Raw genomic sequence first — 18,283 nt, 5'->3', positions numbered from 1 at the left:
AGCGGCCTCTCTGTTTGCCGAGGCCGCCCGGACCTACTGGGAGCAGCTCAGTCGGAGGCAGGCGATTCGTTGGGCGAAGGCGTCTGCGTCAGCATTTCGCACCACGTGGTCTTGCCGGTGGCCGTGCGGGTGCTGCCCCAGGCTTCGGTGAGCAGATCGAGTAGCTCCGTGCCGCGTCCGTCTTCTGCGTCGGTGTCGACGACGCGGCGTACGGGGCCGGTGGGGTCAGTGTCCTCGACCTCGCACCGCAGCCGGGGTTCGCGCAGCTGCAAGTTGAGTCGCAGAGGGCCGCGCGTGTGCCGCAGGGCGTTGGTGACCAGTTCACTGACCATGAGCTCGGCGGTGTCCGTGAGGTCCTCCAGATTCCAGTGGCTCAGTTGGGCGCTCACCAGGCGCCGGGCCTGGCGGACCGAGGCCAGTTCCCGGGGTATGGGCCATGAGGCGTCCCAGGCGGTTGCGCAGGCGCGAGGCCTGTCAAGCGGCCGCAGGGGCTCCAGGGTGCGCGACCACAGAGCCCGGTTGCGGGCGATCCATGATGTGGCTGCTCCCTCCAGAGACGGACCCTTGCCCTGTGCCGGGTCCGCGGAGCCCGTCCGCCCCGACTCCACAGGTCGACGGCGGTGAAACCAGGCAAAGCATCCCCGGCGGGAGGCCGTGGCGGGGTCGATGGCCCGGGAGGCCATACGAATCAGTCCTTTCTGGAACCCTGGCGGGCCATGGCCGCCAGGGCGGCGCAGGTCCGTCGACGTCCGGGCCGGGCATGCGCCAGGCCATGCGTCACGTAGCACTCGCTACACTCAAGAATATACATGAAGCGGGTGCTACAGTAAATACCCGAATGAAAGTAGTGAATCGGACATGCGAGATTGGTCCGTCTCGCGCAGCTGCAGCTGGGAGCCTTCATGCCGCGCCCGCCCGACCCGGCCAAACGTCGCGACCTGCTGAACCAGGTCCGTGCGTACGTGATCCGCAACGGCCTGGCCGACCTTTCCCTCCGCCCGCTGGCCCGGGCCCTGGGCACCAGCGACCGCATGCTCTTGTACTACTTCGGAACCAAGGAACGCATGGTCGCCGAGGCGCTCGCGCTCGACGAGAGGCGCCCGCTCCTGCGCGCCCGGGATCTGCTCGACCCCACCGCCGCCCCCAAGAACCCTGCGGAGCTCCGCCGCTTCGTGGAGCAAACCTGGCAGCAACTCAGCACCCCCAACCTGCGTGCCTGGCTCCCCCTCTACCTCGAGATCATGACGGCCAGCCTGCTCCATCCAGACCGGTATGGGCCCGTCATGCGCGACGTGCTCACCGAGTGGACCGGCCTGCTCATCTCCGTCTTTCTCGGCCTAGGCATGACAGAGGCCCGGGCCCGGACAGAGGCCGCCCTTTTGGTCGACTCGTTCTTGGGCCTGCTCATCGCACCCCTGGCCGACGGCGCCTGGGGCCGAGCCGACGCAGCCCTCCACACCCTTCTCGACCGCCTCGAACCCGGCTGGCGCAACGCCTAGAGATACTCGGGCCGGCAGCCTAGATATCCATGACCGGCCGAGGAGTCGCACCGCCTCAAGGAGTGTTCTGTGCTGGTGAGGTCGTTCGGTTCGGGGTTCGGGTGTTGCAACAGTTCGGGGTGGCTTCGCGGGTGAGGTGTCGGCTTATGAGGCCGATCACTCAGAGGCTGCGCAGTGTGGTGCGCAGCCCTCAAGACCCGGTGCGCCGTGCGACCGGTTGCGGAACTACGAACAGCCCGGCCCCAAGCTGGCGGCTGTTCACTCGCCTCGTCTGGCAGCCCTGCCGGCCAAGGGCCGGAGACCCTGATCGCTGATATCCCGCAGACCTGCTCACCAAGATGCGGCGACTGTTCTTCACCGAGCGATGTGCCGGCAGCGAAGCCGTTATATCGATCGGCTGCCGGCGTCCAGGATCGGGCGCCTCGGAGAAGCGTTTGTTGCCGCGCAGGTCGATGCGCTCCAGCAGTGGGGCGTAGGTGGGGATCTCGTTGCTCTTCGCCTGGATCTGGCGCTGGGAGATGACGGTCTGCGAGGTAGGGAGGGTGGCTGCGAGCAGGTGGATGGCCTTGCCGGTGTCGGTGGGTGAGCCGCGCACAGCTTTGCCGTCGACGGCGAGACCGCGCACGGGGTCGCCGGGTTCATGAACGGGGTCGGTGGCGTATCGGCCGAGCCAGGCGCCGATGGCGTCGTCCAGGGCGTTGCCGTCCAGGCGGGCCAGTGGCCGCCCCAGGGTGGTGGTGTTCGGCGTGGTGGAGGTGAATCTGAGGCTTTCGCGCAGCTCAGGACTGCTGTCGGTGGCGATCGTGTAATGGCGGTCACCGACTTGGCGCCGCCGAGGACGGCAACGAGGCACAACGCGAGCAGGGAGCCGATCCGGTAGCGGCGGCCGCGGACCCGGCGTGGATCGGGCACCTCGTCCAGCACCTGGTCCAATGTGCGCAGGTCAGCAGGCAAGCAAGGGAGGTCGACGTCCTCGCGGTGGCATGCGAGGACGTCGATCAGCGAAGATGGCACGCGAACGCGACCCCTGGTCATGATCTATGGCTTCGAGAACCTTGATCATCAGAGGTCGCGTCTCGTCATTTCCAGCCGGGCAAACCGACTGACTGTCACTATTCCCGGGTGAATCGCTCATCACGCCTCGTCGCGCCGACTGGGGACGCATCAGCCCTGGCGTGGAGGATGGTGGAGATCATCCCGGTTAACCGGAGGAGTCTTCCGTGGAGGGTGCTGGGTCAGCAGAGTTGCTACTGGGAGTCATAGTGGTGCTGGGCGCATCCGTGCAGTGGCTCACCGGAATGGGATTCGCGCTGGTCGCTGTACCCGCGCTTGTTTTAGTACTCGGGCCCGCCCAGGGCGTGGTGCTCGCGAATTGTGCGGCCGGCGTCATAAGCATCGCCGGACTTACCACGGGCTGGAGACAGGTGAGGCTCGGCGCAATGATTCCCCTGGTCATCGCGTCCGCGTGCACCGTACCGATGGGCTCCTGGGTGGCGGCCCGACTACCCGAACCCGCACTGCTGGCTGGCGTCGGCATTCTGGTGACGGCCGCCGTGATATTTGTGATGCGAGGCTTGCGCATATCTGCCCTGAGCGGAACCAAGGGAGCAGTCACTGCCGGCGCGGTCGGCGGATTAATGAACTCTGCGGCCGGTGTGGGCGGGCCACCGTATTCCTTATATGCGGTGAACGCGGGCTGGCCGGTGCGAGAATTTGTTCCAAATGCACAATTTTACGGAATTACAGTTAACGTATTCTCGGTTGCCGCGAACGGCGCGCCGCAGCTGACCGGTACGGCGTGGACGGTGGCCGCGGCCGCCCTGGCAACGGGCGCCCTCATCGGCAGGGCACTCGCGCCGAGGGTTCCTGAGCAGTGGATCCGGCGACTCATCTTCGCCCTGGCCCTTGTCGGCGGCCTTTCCGTCCTGATCAAGGGTCTATGGGGGATGCGATGAGCTCCGTTGCTCGATCTCACCACGTGAGAACGCATCAGCCCTGGGTGCTCCGCGGTGGGATCTTCCGCTGGAGTACGGGCCGTGGCAGACGTCTAGGGCCTGCCCCGCCGCTGGCAGCGCAACGGGGTGTGGGTGGAAGTTTTGAAGGAGTTGCAGTGCAGGGCGGACGCAGCCGGAGAGATCACCTTGGAGGTCGACGTAGTCTTCACGATCTGCCGCGCTCACCACCATGCCGCAAGTGCCCGGCAAGATGGGCAAAGCCAGAAGGAGCCTCCGGGCGGAAACCGTACCGAGCCGACGACCACGGCCTGGGCCGCTCGCGTGGCGGCTGGACGACGAAGATCCGCCTGTGCCGCGAGCAAGGGCAGCGGCCGTTGTCCCTATTGGTCACGGCAGGTCAGCGCGGGGACAGCCCGCAGTTCATCGTCGTGCTGGAAGGCATCCGGATTCCCCGGTCTGGCCCTGGCCGTCCGCGCGTTCGCCCGCTGCGGGTGCGGTCGACCGGGCGTACTCCTCCCGTGCCCAACGGGCCTATCTGCGTCGCTGCGGCATCCGGTTGTCCACCATCCCCGAACCGACCGATGAGGCCACCGCAAGCGCCGGGGAACGGCCGGCGGGGGCGGCCATCCGCATTCGACCGCGAGGACTGCAAGCCCGGCATACGGTCGCGTGTGGTATCAACCGGCTGAAGCGGAACCGGTTGGTGGCCATGAGGTTCGACAAGTTCGCCGTCTGCTTCGAGGTAACCGTCCTCGTCGCCGCGATCGATGCGTGGCTGTGAGTCGCAAGCGATGTCGGTCCTGCATGTCATCCTGACCGCGATCGGGCAGGCGGGGTGAGGGGGACAGGCGCGATGAGGGCTGCGTATTGTCGCGCCGACAGCGAAAACGACGACGGCATCGACGACCCGTCCGAGGATGCGTTGTTCATGCTGATCAACGACCTCAACAGCGAGGACAACACTTTCGTCGTCGTCCAGCCCGGCGAAGACGATCCGGCCTGGTTCACGTCAGTCGCTGTCTTGGACGAAGGTGGCTACGAAGTCGTCCGCCGCGACACCACCCGCCGCGAACACGACGTCACCACCACTACGAACATCGACCAGATCGCCCGCGACCTCACCATTTGGATGGCCGCCCGCGACTTCACCGAACGGCCAACACGGCGCACCGGCGACTTCTAATACACGCCCAGGCAGGGCGCAGCCGCACGGTGCCCTGCTCACCCGCCCCACAGGGCAAGCCGGTTCACGAGTCACCCGGCCGTGCGCTCCGTGACGGATCGACCGTCGGCCCGCGGGATGCAAGTTGTAACGCCGAGAGGTGTTTACTTCTCATTAAAGTTGTTGGTATCCCTTGGGGGTGTCCGAGCCCCGGCCGCATCCCGGCCCGGCCTTCCCGGAAGGACTCACCCCCTTGACCGTTACCGACGCGCAGCGGGGCGGCAGCGCCGCCGCCCCGCCGAGGCCGGCCTCCGCCCCGGACGCGGGTCGTCGGGCACGCGCCCGCCTGCGGCGCCGCGGACATCTCCTCTTCGTCGCGTTCGCCGCCCCCAACTTCTTCTTCCTGCTGGTCTTCGCCTACTGGCCGGTGCTCTACAACGGCTACCTCAGCCTCACCAACTGGGACATGATTTCGCCGGCCAAGAAGTTCGTCGGTCTGTCCAACTACGTGGACCTGATCGCCGATCCGGACTTCCGCGGCACGCTCTGGACCACGGTGCTCTTCGTCGTGAGCATCGTGGCCGGCGGCATGGTGCTGGGCCTGGCCATCGCGCTGCTGCTCAACCAGAAGCTGCGCGGCACCCGCGTCGTACGCACGCTCACCTTCGCCCCCTACGTCCTGTCGGGCGCGGCCGTCGGCACGCTGTGGCTGTTCGTGTTCGACCCCAACTACGGCCTGATACGCCCCTTGTTGGCGCCGCTGGGCCTTACCGCACCCGCGATGATGACCGACTCGAAATGGGCCCTGTTCGGCCTGGTCGTCGTATACCTCTGGAAGAACACCGGATTCGTCGCCGTGGTGTACCTCGCGGGTCTCCAGTCGATGCCGCGCGATGTGTTCGAGGCGGCGGCTCTCGACGGGGCGAGTGCCTGGACCAGGCTGCGTCGCATCACCATCCCGCTCCTTTCACCGGTCACCTTCTTCCTCCTTGTGACCTCCGTCATCACCACCTTCCAGGCCTTCGACATCATCGCTGTGATGACCGGCGGCGGCCCCGGTTCTTCCACGTCGATCCTCAGCTGGTTCATCTACGACCAGGGCTTCCGCGCCTTCGACGCGGGCCGGTCTGCCGCCGGGGCCATGATCATGTTCGTGGTGCTGCTGCTGATCACCGGTCTCCAGGCCCGCTACCTCGAACGGAAGGTGCACTACCAGTGAGCACCCTCGACACCGCGCCCGGCGGGACGGGCGTGGCCCGCCGCAGAGCGGGGCGGGCCGGCCTGTACGTGCTGCTCGTCCTCGTCGCCGCCGTCACCGCGGGCCCTCTGTACTGGCTGGTCTCCTCCGCCCTGAAGACCAACCCGGAGATCTACAGCTATCCGCCCCACTGGCTCCCCACCGACCTGCGCTGGTCGAACTTCGCCGACGCCTGGAACGCCGCGCCGTTCGGCCGGTTCTTCCTCAACTCCCTCGTGGTGTCGGTCGTCGGTACCGCCATCGAGCTGTGCGCCGCGCTGCTGTGCGCGTACGCCTTCGTGTTCCTTCCCTTCCCCGGCAAGCGCTGGCTGTTCCTCGTGCTGCTCGGCGCGATGATGGTGCCGGGCCACGTCACGCTGCTGCCGAACTTCCTCACCGTCGCGCAGCTCGGCTGGGTCAACACCTGGGCCGGGCTCATCGCGCCGGGCCTCGGCTCCGTCTTCGGCACGTTCCTGCTGCGCCAGCACATGCTGACGCTGCCGAAGGAGATCATGGAGGCGGCGGAGCTCGACGGCGCGGGCCATCTGCGCAGGCTGTTGACCGTCGTCCTACCGATGTCGCGGCCCATGGTCGTCACCGTCGCCGTCGTCGTGATGGTGACCAAGTGGAACGACTTCATCTGGCCGTTGATCGTCACCAGCAGCGCCGACATGCGCACCCTGCCGGTCGGGCTGCTCTTCCTCAAGAACCAGGAGGGGTACGCGAACTGGGGCGCCATCCTGGCCGGCACGGTCATGGTGATCGTGCCCGTCCTCGTCGCCTTCTTCCTCGCCCAGCGCCACATCATCGCCGGACTGACCCAGGGAGCCGGAAAGTGAGCCCCGCACCCCGCAGTTCCCTCGTCGGCCGCCGTGCGCTGCTCGGCCTCGTCGGCGGAGCCGCCGCTTCCGCGCTGCTCACGGCCTGCGGCTCGACGACCGGAACCGTCGCCCAGCCCGCCGGAGCGGTCCCCGCCCGGTTCGGACGCCGCACCCGCGTGGTGCTCTGGTCCACGTTCGCCGACGTACCGGGCAAGGCGCTGCAGTCCCTCGCCGACCGGTTCAACGCCGAGCAGAAGGACATCTACGTAGAGGTCCAGTTCCAGGGAACGTACGACGAGTGCGCGCAGAAGGCCGTCGTCGGACTGGTCGCCGGGCAGGTGCCCGACCTGTGCGTCCTGTCCGACGTGAAGTGGCACAAGTTCTACTTCGGTGACGCGCTGGAGCGTTGGGACGGCTATCTCGATCCGGCGTGGATGGGCCGCACGTACCAGCCGAAACTCCTGGCCGAGGGACGGCTCAAGGGGTACACCTGGTGGCTCCCGCTGGCGCGCTCCACGCCCCTTTTCTACTACAATCGAACTCTTTTCCAGAAAGCGGGAGTTCCGGACCGGGCGCCCAAGACGTGGGACGAGCTGTACGCGTGGTCGAAGGACATCACGCGGCTGAAGGTGAAGGGCAAGCGGGTCGCCCTGGAGGCGTACCAGAAGATCGACGGGGACTGGATGTTCCAGTGCTCCGCTTGGCAGTGGGGCGGCGGCTACTCGGACGGGCTCGACGTCACGATCGACCACGGCGGAGCGGTGGCGGCGGCCGAGTGGCAGCGGCGCCTCGTCCACCGCGACAGGATCGCGTACATGGCGGACTCGCCCACCAACGACCTCGCCAACCAGCTGATAGCGACGCAGGTGAACTCCACCGGCGGCCTCAAGATGCTCACCGAGGCGGCCAAGGCGGGCGGCTGGGAACTCGGCACGGGATTCCTGCCCCGACAGGAGGAGTTCGAGGTCACGACCGGCGGCGGCGGACTCAGCATGTTCCGGCGCACATCTCATGAACGCAAGCAGGCCGCGGCCGAGTTCGTCCGCTTCCTCGCCCGGCCCGAGAACTCCGCGCAGTGGACGGTCGACACCGGCTACATGCCGGTCGTCCCCGCGGCGACGAAGACACCGGTCCTGGCACGCCTCATGAAGGACGATCCGAACGTCAACACCGCCGTGCGACAGCTCCCGTTGACCCGCCAGGGTGACCAGGTCCGCATGATGGTGCCCAATGCCAACGTGCAGATCTACACGGGGCTGCAGAACATCTGGTCCGCGAACGTACCCGCCGAGAAGGCGTTCGCCGACGTCGCCGAGCGGCTGCGCAAGAACGTGGACCGGCATCGCGACAGCATCGAGGAGCACCTGTGACAGCCGGCAACCGTCCTCTCGTCTACGGCCACCGGGGCGCCCGTAGCGAGGAACCCGAGAACACCCTGCGCTCCTTCCGGCGGGCCGCGGCCCTTGGCGCGGACGGCATCGAACTCGACGTACGAGTGTCGGCCGACGGGCACCTCGTCGTCGTCCACGACGCGACCGTGGACCGCACGACGGACGGCGAGGGAGAGGTCGCGGCCCTCACCCTTGCCCAGCTCCGCTCGTTGGACGCCGGATCGGGGGAGCGCATCCCGACACTGGACGAGGCGCTGGCGTCCTTCGACGGCCTCGTCCAGGTCGAGATCAAGGCGCCGGAGGCGGTGCGGGTGATCCGGGACCTGCCGGACCGCGCGGTCCTGACGTCGTTCCACCCCGACGTACTGGAGGACGCCGCGCGGCGTCTACCAGGTGTGGCGCGCGGGTTGATCACGCATGACCCCGGTGAGGCGATGCTGCGCACCGCCAAGGACCTGGGCGCGACCTGGGTCTGCCCGGCGCACACGGACGCGCTGACGGCCGAGCTGGTGGAGCGGTGCCACGCCGCCGGTCTACGAGTGGACTCGTGGCCGGCGGCGGACCGTCAGCTGATGCGGCGATTTGTCGAGTTGGGCGTGGACGCCGTGACGACGGACCACCCGGGACTGATCGACGGGTGGCTGGAGGGTTGAGTGACGGTCCGGCGGCCGGCGGCGCCCTCGCGCTCCCGGCGGCCGGACACCCTCACACCTGTCGGTGCGCGACACGCGGAACGGGATGCCGGCCCACCGGAACACATGGCCGACCTCTGGCACCGGGCACTGGCCGCAGGAGACGAGCCGGCAACCGGTGTCGAACCTTGCGCAGTCCATCGTCACCGTCGGCTGCATGCCGATGACCACGGCTGGGGTGTTCGAGCGCTGGGCGATGGGGAGCACCACCGAGGACGTCGGATACGTCGTCAGGAAGAGCACGTCCTTGAGCTGGGGCAGAGGCCGGGGAACTGCGGCCAGTACGTGCCGAGCCGCCCGCGACCAGGCCGATGCGGGTGCGGCGACGCCGCGCGGGAAGCGGCAGAGAGCGCGCGGAACGTGTGCACGTGTCCGGGGTGGTGATGGCAGGGCCGACGTCGCAAACGCCGCCCCGGCTCCCCGCCTCACAGCCAGCCGCGCGACTCCATCTCCCCCCGGAACCGGGTGTACGAGGCGTTGAGAGCCGCCTGCTCCGCGAGTGCGGGAAGCACCTCGTGGCCCGTGCCGGCCGTCATCGTCGCGGCGGCGGTCGTCAGGTCGGCGTGGAGCGTGCCGGACGCGGCGAGAAGGGCGGCGCCGAAGGCGCTCTCGGCGCGCTCCACCACCCGCAGGGGGCGGTCGAGGACCGTGGCGCGGATCCGGTTCCACAGCGCGCTTCGGCTGCCGCCGCCCGCCGCGTACAACGGGCCCGAGGCCGGCACGCCGAGCGCCGACATCCGTTCCAGCGCGAGCCGTTCGAGGAAGGCGACGCCTTCCAGGTCAGCGCGGTGGAGGTCCGCATCGTCGGCGGGTGAGCCGAGCAGGAAGCCACGGGCCTCGCCCGACACGAACGGGAAGCGCTCGCCGTCGCGGCGCAGGGGATACGTGACGCAGGAGGCGGGGCCGCGCTCCGCAGCCGCTGCGTCCAGGTGCGGCAGACGCGCCGGGTCGGTGGCCGCGAGGGCCTCCCCGCCGGTGTTGGACGCCCCGCCCGGAAGCCACCAGCCGTCGGGATGGCGGTGACTGTAGACGGCGCCCGTCGGGTCGGCCGGGAGCTCACGCGCGACCCCCTTGAGGACGTACGTGGTGCCCAGCACGCCGACGAACTGGCCCGGTGAGACGGCGCCCGTGGCGAGCTGACCCGCGCACCCGTCGGTCATGCCGAGCCGCACGGAACATCCCTCGGGCAGACCGGTCTCCCTGGCGGCGGGGCGGCACACCGTCCCCGACGCCGTGCCCGGAGCGGCAACCTCCGGAAGGAGGGCCGAGGGGACGTCGAGCGCGTCGAAGGCCTCGGTGGCCCAGCCGCCCGCGCGTGGGTCGTAGCCGCTCTTGAGCGCGTGGCTCCAGTCCGCGGCCACCGGCCCGCCGGTCAGGTGCCACCCCAGGAGATCAGGGGTGTGCAGGACGTGGCGTACGGCGGAGGCGCCGTACGCGCGAACGCACCAGGCCAGGCGGCCGAGCGCGGCCGTCGGGCCGACCGTCAGGCCGAGTTTCCTCCAGCGTGCCGAACCTGCCTGCTGGGCACGGGAGTTCAGCTCTGCCGCACGCCGGTCGTCGTACATCAGCGCCGGTCCGAGCGGTGCGCCGTCGGCGCCGGTGGGGACCAGCGTCCCGGAGGTGGCGGACACGGCGACCGCCACCACCTCGCGCCCACCGTGCGGCAGCGCACCGGTCGCACGGCGCAGCGCGGCTGCCGTCGCGGGCCACCACGCGCCGGCGTCCTGTTCACAGGCTCCGCCCGGTCCGCGCGAGGGCGCGGGCAGCCCGGCCCGCGCCTCGGCGGCCACCCGGCCCCCGGCGTCGACGCACACCACCCGCACCGCGGCTGTCGCCACGTCGATGCCGACCACGACGGGGGCGGGGGACAGGGGGGCCTGGCTCATCGGCGAAGCGGTCCTCTCGGCTCATGCGTGGTGGCTCGGCCATGTGCGGGGACAGTGGATCGTGGTGCGAAGGTGGAGCTCCCTGTGAAATTAACACGAAGGCTGTTGAAAACAACCCTCGGTTCAGTGATCGGCGTTCGTCCCGCTCTCGGCCGCCGTCTCCGCCACCCGCACCTCGGTCTGCCGGCGCAGCGACCGCACCAACTCGCCGTCAACGGCGGCGTCGACGACGACCTGGTCGAAGTCGGCCACCGGCGCCACCCGGTGCAGTGCCGTGCGGGCCAGCTTCGTGTGGTCCATCAACAGCACCTTGCGGGTGCCGGACGCGAGCATCGCCCGCTTCACGAGCACCACATCCTGCTCCTGGTGATACGTCATCCGAGCGTCCATCGCGGACGTCGAGACGATCACCATGTCGACGGACAACGCCTCCACCGCCTCCACGCACGCCACCCCGAGGAACGAGTCGTGCGTGTGCGAGTACTCGCCGCCGAGGGCGAGCAGCCGGATGCCCTCGCGGCCCGCGAACACGTCGAGGACACGGCGGGCGTTCGTGACGACCGTCAGCGGCGTCACGTCCACCAGCAGCGCGGCGAGCGCGAGCGCGGACGTCGAGTCGTCCAGGAGCACTGACATACCGGGCTCGACCAGCGCGGCGGCGGCGTGCGCGATGGCGTCCTTCTCCGCGATGTTCACGCCGAGGCGGTAGTCGAGATTGGACTCGAAGACGGTCGACGGCTGCGCGGACGCGCCGCCGCGGAATCGGCGCAGGACCCCGCGCCGGGACAGCTCGTCGAGGTCTCGGTGGACGGTCATCAGGCTGACGCCGGTGAGCTCCGCGAGCTCGGCCCCCGTGGCCGTGCCCTCCTTCAACACGTGCTCGGCGATGGTCTGTCTGCGGGTCTCCGCCCCGGTGGTGGTCATGCGGACAAGTCTCCCGTACGGACGGTGCGCGGGATGCGCGTGGGGACGTTCAGGGACAGCAGCGCGACATGGTCGGCGCCGAGTTCGATCTCCGTGACCGCGGCGTTGTCCAGGCGTGGGAACACCTTGCGGTAGCGCCCCACCGGTACCCCGAGCAGCGCGCACAGAGCGATCCGCAGCAGCGTGTTGTGGGCGACGACGAGGACTGTGCCGCCTGGATGGCGCACTGCGATGTCGTGCAGGGCCGCTGTCGCGCGTCGCGCAGCCTTCGACGGAGGTTCGGAGCCCGGGAAGGCGCCCGACTCCGCGTCCGCCCGGAACCGGCGCACGGCCTCGGCGTCCTCGGCGGCCATCTCCTGGACGGTGCGTCCTTCGCCCCAGCCGAAGTCCACCTCGCGCAGGTCCTCGACGACTTCGGGGTCGAGCCCCAGAGCCTCGGCGGCAGGCCGGGCGGTGCGCCGCGCACGGCTCAGCGGAGAGACGACGACGGCATCCACACCCCGGTGTGCGGCCCAAGCGCCCAGATCGTCGGCCTGGGCGAGACCCTCCTCGGTGAGCGGCACGTCCGTGATCCCCGCATACCGGTTCTCGGCGTGCCAGGTGGTCTGGCCGTGACGGACGAGCAACAGCCGGGACGGCATAGGGGCGGCCTCCTGGGACGGGATCGAGGCGGGACTCATTGATAAATCAAATCTTCGGTGTTAAATCTATCAGCCATCACCGAAGAAGGGCTGGAGCCGTATGCGCATCCTCGCCGCCGGCGACCATTTCGTCCGTCCCGATCTCCTGCGCGCCGCGCTCACCGCCGAACTGGCGAAGGCGCCGGCCCAGCGGACCACGGAGTTCACCGAACTGACCCTGCCCTGGCCGCACGAGCCGTTCGGGCCGGTCGGCACAGTCGTCGAGGCGAGCGGCACCGAGGACATGATGATCGAGGCGCTCGAAGGGGCCCGGATCTGCGTGACCCAGATGGCGCCGTTCACAGAGAAGATCTTCGCCGCCCGCCCCGAGCTGCGCATGGTCGCCGTCTCACGCGGCGGCCCTGTCAACGTCGACGTGCCCGCCGCCACCCGGCACGGCGTCGCCGTCAGCTTCGCGCCGGGCCGCAACGCGCCCGCGGCGGCAGAGTTCGCCATCGGCCTGATGCTCGCGGGAATGCGCCGCATCACCACCGCCGACGCCGCCCTCAAGAATGGCGTGTGGCGCGGCGACTTCTACGCGTACGAGGAGGGCGGCATCGAACTCGACGGCGCCACCGTCGGGCTGGTCGGCTACGGCGCCATCGGCCGCATCGTAGCCCGCGTCCTGCGCGCCTTCGGCGCCCGTGTCCTCGTGGCCGACCCCTACACGGACCCGACCACCACCCGTGCCGACGGCGTCGAACTCGTAGAGCTGGACGACCTGTTGCGCGCGAGCAGCGTCGTCAGCCTGCACGCCCGGCTCACCCCCGAGACCCACCACCTCATCGACGCGGCCCGGCTCGCGCTGCTGCCCGAGGGCGCCGTCCTCGTCAACTCCGCGCGCGGCGGCCTGCTCGACTACGCGCCGCTGCCGGAGCTGCTGCGCACCGGGCGCCTCGGGGCACTTGCCCTCGACGTGTACGACGTCGAACCCCCGCCCGCCGACTGGCCCTTGCACGACGCTCCGAACGTCGTCACCGCACCCCATCTGGCCGGCGCCACCCGTCAGACTGCCCACCGCGCGGCCGCGATCACAGCCGCCGAGGTCGGCCGCTTCGTCCGCGGCGAGGCCCTCGCGCACCCCGCCAACCCCGAGGTGAGCACCACCGAGACCGCTGGATCGAGGAGCAGGCCATGACCGACGCGGCGAACGGCACCACCGGATCCGCCGACTCCGTCGTGATCGGCGTCGACATCGGCACATCGGTCACCAAGGCCGTCGCGTTCGCCGCCGACGGCACCCCTCTGGCCCGGGCCGCCCGCCGTTCCCAGCTCGAGCGGCTGCCCGGCGGGCGCGTCGAGCAGGACCTGGACGACGTCGTCCGCACCGTCGCCGACGTCGTCCGCGAGACCGCGTCCGCCCTGCCCCAGCCGCCCGTCGCGGTGGCGCTCACCGGCCAGGGCGACGGTCTGTGGCTGCGCGACACGGAAGGGCGGGCCGTGCGCCCGGCGATCTCCTGGATGGACGCCCGCGCCTCCGACCTGGTCGGCACGTGGCTGGCAGACGGCACGATCCAGAAGGTGTACGGACACACGGGCTCCGGCATGTTCCCCGGCTGCCACGCCCCGCTCCTGGCCTGGCTGCAGGAGAACGAGCCCGACGCGCTCACCCGGGCGGCCACCGCCGGCTACTGCGTGGACGCCGTCGCCCAGCGCCTCACCGGGCGGATATGCCTCGACGCCTCCGATGCCACGCTGCCTTTCCTGGACCCCGTCACCCGGACGTACTCCCGGGAAGCCCTGGCCGCCTGCGGCATCGCCGACCATGCCCGCCTCCTCCCGCCGCCCGCGGACCCCGGCACCGTCCTCGCCCTCGACCGCCATGGCGCCGGACTCCTCGGCCTGCCCGAAGGATTGCCGCTCACCGCGGGGCCGTATGACCTGCCCGCCTGCGCCATCGGCAGCGGCGTCCGCGACCCAGGAGACGGCGTGGTCATCATCGGCACGACCCTCGCCTGCCAGGTCCTGACCGACCAGACCCTCGTCGACCCGGCAGCCGAACCCGCCGGCATGTGGCTCTGCATGCCGGAGCAGGACCGCTGGCTGCGCGCCATGCCGGCGATGGTGGGCACGGCCGCCCTCCAATGGGCGCTCACCCTCACGGGGCGCACCACGGAAGACCTCGGCGACCTGCTCGCCGCGAGCCCGCCCGGCGCACGCGGCGTCACAGCCCTGCCGTTCCTGTCCGGGGCGGGCGAGCGGGCCCCGTTCGTCGACCCCGCGGCGCGTGGCCGCCTCGACGGACTCACCCTCGCCCACACCCCCGCCGACGCGGTCCGCGCCGTCTGCGAGGCCATCGGCTACGCGGCCCGCCACTGTCTGGAAGCCGCAGGTCTCACCGGCACGCTCGCGGCCTGCGGCGGAGGCAGCCGCTCAGGACCATGGGCCCAGCTGTTCGCCGACATCATCGGCCGCCCGGTGACCATCCCGGTGGAAGAGGAGACAGGCGCCCTCGGTGCGACGAAAGTCGCCCGCCGCGCCCTTGGCCTGCCCCCGTCCACCCTGCCCCAGCCCGTCCGCACGGTCGTCCCGCACCCGTCGGCACGGGAGTCGTACGAGCGTGGATACGCCCAGTACAGAAGGGAATTGGATGCATCACGGGCGCACCGGTCGGCGTAGGACCCCCGGGCGATCCGCAGGGATGCAGCGACACGACGTACGCGACATCCCTGCGGGCGACGCCGCCGAGCGCCCAGCAACCTCGGGTGTCTAGTGAGAGGAGCGTCTCCGCCCTCTCCGCCCGACGACAGCCACACGTCACCGCCGTCGCCATCGACCATTGCCGGCATGTGGCACAGCGCCGAGAGCGACGGACACCCGCCGCTGCGACCGGAACGATCGAGAGATGGAAGTGTTCGACGCCCGCTGCCGGGTGCCTGCATGCCGCACGCGGGTGCCGGTGAGGTACGCGAGATCGGGTGGGCGAGTGACCGCCGGCCGTCGACTACGCCACAGGTTGCTGCGGTGGGGCAATGGCTTGCTGCCCCTTGGGGGTGCGGCGATGAGTGGGCCTGACGGCGAGCTGGTGAAGACCGTACCGATGGCCGCAACCGAACCAATGAAGAGCCGGTCGCCTTGAGGGAAAGGCGGCGCGCTCTTGCGTGGCTGGGCGGCCATTACGCAGTCCACCTTGGGGATGGGGCCGGGCCCTACATCGCACTCCTGGGCGCGTTGTGGCCGGCCGACGTGATCTGGGTGCAGTTTCGAGGTGGCCAGGCTCGAACTGGGCGACGGGCCGGGACAGCCGCCGAGGAGCGGGCCACGCGCAAGAGCCTCGCCAGCCGGTCGCCGTCGCCCGGCCGCAGGCTGCGGGCGGTTCGACCGCGCGGCCCTTACGCTAGAGACATGAGCGAGATCGTCGTCGTGTACGAGCTCGACAAGGCGGTGGCCACGAGCTCGTCCCCGGGAACACCGAGCGGTGAGGAACGACCCGTCCGCAAGGTGCACGCGGCGCCCGCAGCCCCAGGGGCGCCCAGCTCGACGGGGCCGAGGACCCTCTGCGGCAGGGACACCTTCGCCATGGAGACGGCCCACTGGAACCCCTCCGAGCACCCTGGAGCGTCCTGGTATCCCGCGGAATACGTATCCGTGGTCTGCCCCGAATGCGATGCCGTGATCGAGACCTGACCGGCATACCGCCTGCCTGACGCCGCACCCACCGTTTTCCTGTCGCTCGTGTCTGTCATGGCCAGTTCTTCTGCCGGCTGCTGTCAGGCGTCGCGGGTGGGTGCGGGGGCGGGCCGCCCGGCACCCAGGGGACCTGGCGGAGCGCCGGTGCGCGCCATCGGGTCCGGGTGTCAGCAGGACGGCGAGAGGCCGGCCGCCCGTAGCGTTCCGCTGGCCATGCCAGGAGAACCTGCGGTCGTCGCGTTGCGGCACGCGGAATGAGTGGAGCGAGTAAGGAGCGAGTAACTCCCGCTCCAGGTCGGTGAGTTCATGACGGCGTATCACTCGACCGTGATCCACCACCTGGTGATCTTTGTAGACGGACTCTGGTAGGTCGTCGAATTCGTGTGACCCGAGAGCACCCGCGAATGCGGGCAGATGCAGATCGACTCGCCGCAGGGAAGCCTCGGGCCTTCCCACTGCATCGGCTACTGAACACCGACCTCATTGACGTGCGACCCGTATCCAGTCACCGGTATGACCACCGCCGTCGCGGTAGGCTCCCAAGTGGATGGGAGGCGCATGTGATCGCACTGGCGGTTCCCCTGTGGGCCACGAGTAACGGGCAGGGGCTGCGGCAACTCTCTGAGTTGGGGCTGGCCCTCCTGCTGTCGAGCCTGATCGGCTGGGAGCGGGCAGCCCAACAGAAGAGCGCGGGCCTGCGCACGCACACCCTGGTCGGCATCGCCAGCGCGCTGATGATGGAAGTCTCTCAGCACGGATTCACCAATGTGCTCGGCCTGGACAACGTCTCCTTCGACCCGTCCCGGGTAGCTGCCCAGATCGTGTCCGGCATCGGGTTCATCGGCGGCGGAATCATCTTCGTGCGCCGGGACGCCGTCCGCGGTCTGACCACGGCCGCCACCATCTGGCTCGGGTGCGCGGTCGGTATGGCCTGCGGTGGGGGCCTGCCGATCCTCGCCCTGGCAGTCACCGCCCTGCACTTCCTCGTCGTTCGCGGCTATCCCCTGCTCACCATCCGTCAGGCGTCCAGCGCGGCCCCCTCTGCTTTCGAGCTGCACATGACCTACCGCACGGGCACGGCCCTACTGCCTCAGCTGATGGAGACATGCACCCAGCGGGGTTTCCGTATCGTGCAGGTCAAGGTCAAGCGGCTTCCTGGGCGGACGGATCCCGCCGCCCGTGTCCTGATCGAACTCGAGGGAACCGCCGATACTGCTCAGCTGACCTCGGAGTTGTTCCAAAGCGACGGCGTCATAGATATCGCGCTCACCGCAGCAGCCGACGACGAGTGACCGCTTGCCGTGCAGACACGATGCCTTGGTCGCGTTTGAAGAGGCACGTTGCCTCGGCGGAGGTGTACAGCACCGGCCTGGCCAACGCGGCTGCCGCGTTCTCGTCCGCGAGGGCGCCGACCGGGTGCTCGCCGCCGCACCGGAGGCAGAAGTCAGCCAGGACATAGCCGAGTTGACGGCTCAGGCCGACGCGCGAGGCCCTCGCCTAGTGGTTCGCAACGGCCACCACCGGTCCCGACCGTCGTCACGGCGGCAGGGCCGGTCTAGGTCACCGCTCCGCGGGTGAACGACCGCCGGGTCGACAAGGCCACCGGCGAGCGACAGCGGTTCTCCCCGAAGATCCTGCCTCCGTGGTGCCGCACTCCAGTCGACTACACCTTGCGTTGGCTGTGAAGCGTGGGCTCGTTCCTGGCGGCGGATTCGGTTGTGGCCAGCACGTCGTAGCCGATGAACTCGAACAGGCGGTCGCCGCGGCGCAGGGGGTCGGGCGTTCCTGCGAACCGGTGTACACCGACCCCGAAGCCGACGTCCGCTGCCGACAGCCATTGAAGTTCGAAGCCCTGCGCTTCGAACCATTCGCAGATCTGCGGTACTCGGTCGGGTGTTGCACGGTGCCTTGTCCAGATGACGGTTCCGTCGGCCTTGCACAGCTGACTGCAGCCGGCGATGGTGTGCTCGATGTCGGCGTCGGTGATGTTGCCGAAGACGCCGCAGATGAGGACGAGATCCGCGGGGGCCATGTCTTCGTACTGGTCGATGAGGGCGGCGTCACCGGTCACCACGTCCACGTTCTGCAGGCCGGCCCGGCCGGCCTGTTTCGCGGCGACCGCAGTGTTGCGCGGATCCAGCTCGACGAGCTTCGCTCGTACATCGTTGCGGCGGGGGTGCTCGGCCAGAACGTCCAGAAGATCGCGGCCCTCCCCGGCGCAAAGGCTGATCACTCTCAAATCACCTTCCGGGGCACCAGACAGGGCAGCGCCGACCTGGGCTTGAACCGTCTGTAACCGTCGTGCCATCCACGAGTCGGCCAGGTCGTACTTCTCGTGCCATGCGCTCCAGTCCATGGGCGGACGCTACGGCCGCCGACCCCTCACGAGCGACCCAATTCAAAACA

Annotated in this window: 17 protein-coding genes and 2 pseudogenes; 12 read left to right on the top strand and 7 right to left on the bottom strand. The window is 69.5% G+C overall.

The features are described from left to right. Positions 1-47 precede the first annotated feature (47 nt). The gene (locus ACFC96_RS35855) at positions 48-683 is read right to left on the bottom strand and encodes an ATP-binding protein (RefSeq protein WP_376616231.1); all 636 of its coding nucleotides are present in this window, start codon (positions 681-683) and stop codon (positions 48-50) included. A gap of 219 nt (positions 684-902) precedes the next feature. On the opposite strand from ACFC96_RS35855, the gene ACFC96_RS35850 reads away from it, so the two are divergent. After that, positions 903-1,499: a TetR/AcrR family transcriptional regulator gene (locus tag ACFC96_RS35850; protein ID WP_376616229.1), complete on the top strand. Its 597-nt coding sequence runs from the start codon at positions 903-905 to the stop codon at positions 1,497-1,499. A 190-nt stretch (positions 1,500-1,689) separates the two neighbouring features. Here the strand turns inward: ACFC96_RS35850 and ACFC96_RS35845 are convergent, their stop codons facing one another. Continuing rightward, the gene (locus ACFC96_RS35845; RefSeq protein ID WP_376616290.1) at positions 1,690-2,352 is read right to left on the bottom strand and encodes a hypothetical protein; all 663 of its coding nucleotides are present in this window, start codon (positions 2,350-2,352) and stop codon (positions 1,690-1,692) included. Positions 2,353-2,357: 5 nt separating this feature from the next. Continuing rightward, positions 2,358-2,534, bottom strand: a pseudogene (locus ACFC96_RS35840) (hypothetical protein); the annotation flags it as partial. A gap of 230 nt (positions 2,535-2,764) precedes the next feature. On the opposite strand from ACFC96_RS35840, the gene ACFC96_RS35835 reads away from it, so the two are divergent. The 6 genes from ACFC96_RS35835 to ACFC96_RS35810 all read left to right on the top strand — a co-directional run bounded on the left by ACFC96_RS35835 (position 2,765) and on the right by ACFC96_RS35810 (position 8,718). Next, positions 2,765-3,454 carry a sulfite exporter TauE/SafE family protein gene (locus tag ACFC96_RS35835; protein ID WP_376616227.1) on the top strand — a complete coding sequence of 230 codons (690 nt, stop codon included), beginning with the start codon at positions 2,765-2,767 and terminating at the stop codon, positions 3,452-3,454. 853 nt (positions 3,455-4,307) lie between these two features. Next, positions 4,308-4,637 (top strand): hypothetical protein, encoded by a 330-nt coding sequence (locus ACFC96_RS35830; protein ID WP_376616225.1) that lies wholly within the window; start codon positions 4,308-4,310, stop codon positions 4,635-4,637. A gap of 232 nt (positions 4,638-4,869) precedes the next feature. After that, positions 4,870-5,835 carry a carbohydrate ABC transporter permease gene (locus ACFC96_RS35825; protein WP_376226244.1) on the top strand — a complete coding sequence of 322 codons (966 nt, stop codon included), beginning with the start codon at positions 4,870-4,872 and terminating at the stop codon, positions 5,833-5,835. Beyond that, positions 5,832-6,692 carry a carbohydrate ABC transporter permease gene (locus ACFC96_RS35820; RefSeq protein WP_376616223.1) on the top strand — a complete coding sequence of 287 codons (861 nt, stop codon included), beginning with the start codon at positions 5,832-5,834 and terminating at the stop codon, positions 6,690-6,692. Before ACFC96_RS35825 ends, ACFC96_RS35820 begins: the two co-directional genes overlap by 4 nt. Next, positions 6,689-8,044 (top strand): ABC transporter substrate-binding protein, encoded by a 1,356-nt coding sequence (locus ACFC96_RS35815; protein ID WP_376616221.1) that lies wholly within the window; start codon positions 6,689-6,691, stop codon positions 8,042-8,044. The genes ACFC96_RS35820 and ACFC96_RS35815 overlap by 4 nt, the downstream gene beginning before the upstream one ends. Next, positions 8,041-8,718, top strand: coding sequence for a glycerophosphodiester phosphodiesterase (locus ACFC96_RS35810; protein ID WP_376616220.1), 678 nt, complete (start codon positions 8,041-8,043; stop codon positions 8,716-8,718). The genes ACFC96_RS35815 and ACFC96_RS35810 overlap by 4 nt, the downstream gene beginning before the upstream one ends. 464 nt (positions 8,719-9,182) lie before the next feature. Here the strand turns inward: ACFC96_RS35810 and ACFC96_RS35805 are convergent, their stop codons facing one another. The 3 genes from ACFC96_RS35805 to ACFC96_RS35795 all read right to left on the bottom strand — a co-directional run bounded on the left by ACFC96_RS35805 (position 9,183) and on the right by ACFC96_RS35795 (position 12,208). Beyond that, on the bottom strand, positions 9,183-10,643 hold the full coding sequence (locus ACFC96_RS35805) for an FGGY-family carbohydrate kinase (protein ID WP_376616218.1): 1,461 nt from the start codon (positions 10,641-10,643) through the stop codon (positions 9,183-9,185). 123 nt (positions 10,644-10,766) lie between these two features. After that, entirely contained in the window at positions 10,767-11,567 is an 801-nt protein-coding gene (locus tag ACFC96_RS35800; RefSeq protein ID WP_340458483.1) for a DeoR/GlpR family DNA-binding transcription regulator, read from the bottom strand. After that, positions 11,564-12,208, bottom strand: a complete 645-nt coding sequence (locus tag ACFC96_RS35795; protein ID WP_376616280.1) for a histidine phosphatase family protein — start codon at positions 12,206-12,208, stop codon at positions 11,564-11,566. The genes ACFC96_RS35800 and ACFC96_RS35795 overlap by 4 nt, the downstream gene beginning before the upstream one ends. A gap of 100 nt (positions 12,209-12,308) precedes the next feature. Here ACFC96_RS35795 and ACFC96_RS35790 point away from each other — a divergent pair, with 100 nt between their 5' ends. The 5 genes and pseudogenes from ACFC96_RS35790 to ACFC96_RS35770 form a co-directional block, all read left to right on the top strand. Further along, positions 12,309-13,385, top strand: a complete 1,077-nt coding sequence (locus ACFC96_RS35790) for a 2-hydroxyacid dehydrogenase (RefSeq protein WP_376616216.1) — start codon at positions 12,309-12,311, stop codon at positions 13,383-13,385. Then, positions 13,382-14,866: an FGGY family carbohydrate kinase gene (locus ACFC96_RS35785; RefSeq protein WP_376616214.1), complete on the top strand. Its 1,485-nt coding sequence runs from the start codon at positions 13,382-13,384 to the stop codon at positions 14,864-14,866. Before ACFC96_RS35790 ends, ACFC96_RS35785 begins: the two co-directional genes overlap by 4 nt. Positions 14,867-15,592: 726 nt before the next feature. Further along, on the top strand, positions 15,593-15,874 hold the full coding sequence (locus ACFC96_RS35780; protein WP_376616212.1) for a hypothetical protein: 282 nt from the start codon (positions 15,593-15,595) through the stop codon (positions 15,872-15,874). A gap of 563 nt (positions 15,875-16,437) precedes the next feature. Next, complete coding sequence (locus ACFC96_RS35775; RefSeq protein ID WP_376616210.1) at positions 16,438-17,169, top strand: MgtC/SapB family protein; 732 nt, start codon at positions 16,438-16,440, stop codon at positions 17,167-17,169. 100 nt (positions 17,170-17,269) lie between these two features. Continuing rightward, a pseudogene (locus ACFC96_RS35770) lies at positions 17,270-17,529 on the top strand (IS256 family transposase); the annotation flags it as partial. A gap of 11 nt (positions 17,530-17,540) precedes the next feature. On the opposite strand, the gene ACFC96_RS35765 reads toward ACFC96_RS35770, so the two are convergent. Further along, positions 17,541-18,233, bottom strand: a complete 693-nt coding sequence (locus ACFC96_RS35765) for a methyltransferase (RefSeq protein WP_376616208.1) — start codon at positions 18,231-18,233, stop codon at positions 17,541-17,543. Positions 18,234-18,283: the final 50 nt, after the last annotated feature.

Origin of the sequence: Streptomyces sp. NPDC055955 (genome assembly GCF_042270245.1) — a bacterium.
In the GTDB taxonomy this organism is placed as follows: domain Bacteria; phylum Actinomycetota; class Actinomycetes; order Streptomycetales; family Streptomycetaceae; genus Streptomyces.
This window is presented reverse-complemented; position numbering and strand designations above follow the sequence as displayed.

What these genes read in the sequence shown, in the direction of transcription:
- ACFC96_RS35800 (WP_340458483.1), bottom strand. Translation starts at nt 11,567, where the DNA reads ATGACCACCACCGGGGCGGAGACCCGCAGACAGACCATCGCCGAGCAC.
- ACFC96_RS35780 (WP_376616212.1), top strand. Translation starts at nt 15,593, where the DNA reads ATGAGCGAGATCGTCGTCGTGTACGAGCTCGACAAGGCGGTGGCCACG.
- ACFC96_RS35765 (WP_376616208.1), bottom strand. Translation starts at nt 18,233, where the DNA reads ATGGACTGGAGCGCATGGCACGAGAAGTACGACCTGGCCGACTCGTGG.
- ACFC96_RS35795 (WP_376616280.1), bottom strand. Translation starts at nt 12,208, where the DNA reads ATGCCGTCCCGGCTGTTGCTCGTCCGTCACGGCCAGACCACCTGGCAC.
- ACFC96_RS35830 (WP_376616225.1), top strand. Translation starts at nt 4,308, where the DNA reads ATGAGGGCTGCGTATTGTCGCGCCGACAGCGAAAACGACGACGGCATC.
- ACFC96_RS35855 (WP_376616231.1), bottom strand. Translation starts at nt 683, where the DNA reads ATGGCCTCCCGGGCCATCGACCCCGCCACGGCCTCCCGCCGGGGATGC.
- ACFC96_RS35790 (WP_376616216.1), top strand. Translation starts at nt 12,309, where the DNA reads ATGCGCATCCTCGCCGCCGGCGACCATTTCGTCCGTCCCGATCTCCTG.
- ACFC96_RS35850 (WP_376616229.1), top strand. Translation starts at nt 903, where the DNA reads ATGCCGCGCCCGCCCGACCCGGCCAAACGTCGCGACCTGCTGAACCAG.
- ACFC96_RS35785 (WP_376616214.1), top strand. Translation starts at nt 13,382, where the DNA reads ATGACCGACGCGGCGAACGGCACCACCGGATCCGCCGACTCCGTCGTG.
- ACFC96_RS35805 (WP_376616218.1), bottom strand. Translation starts at nt 10,643, where the DNA reads ATGAGCCAGGCCCCCCTGTCCCCCGCCCCCGTCGTGGTCGGCATCGAC.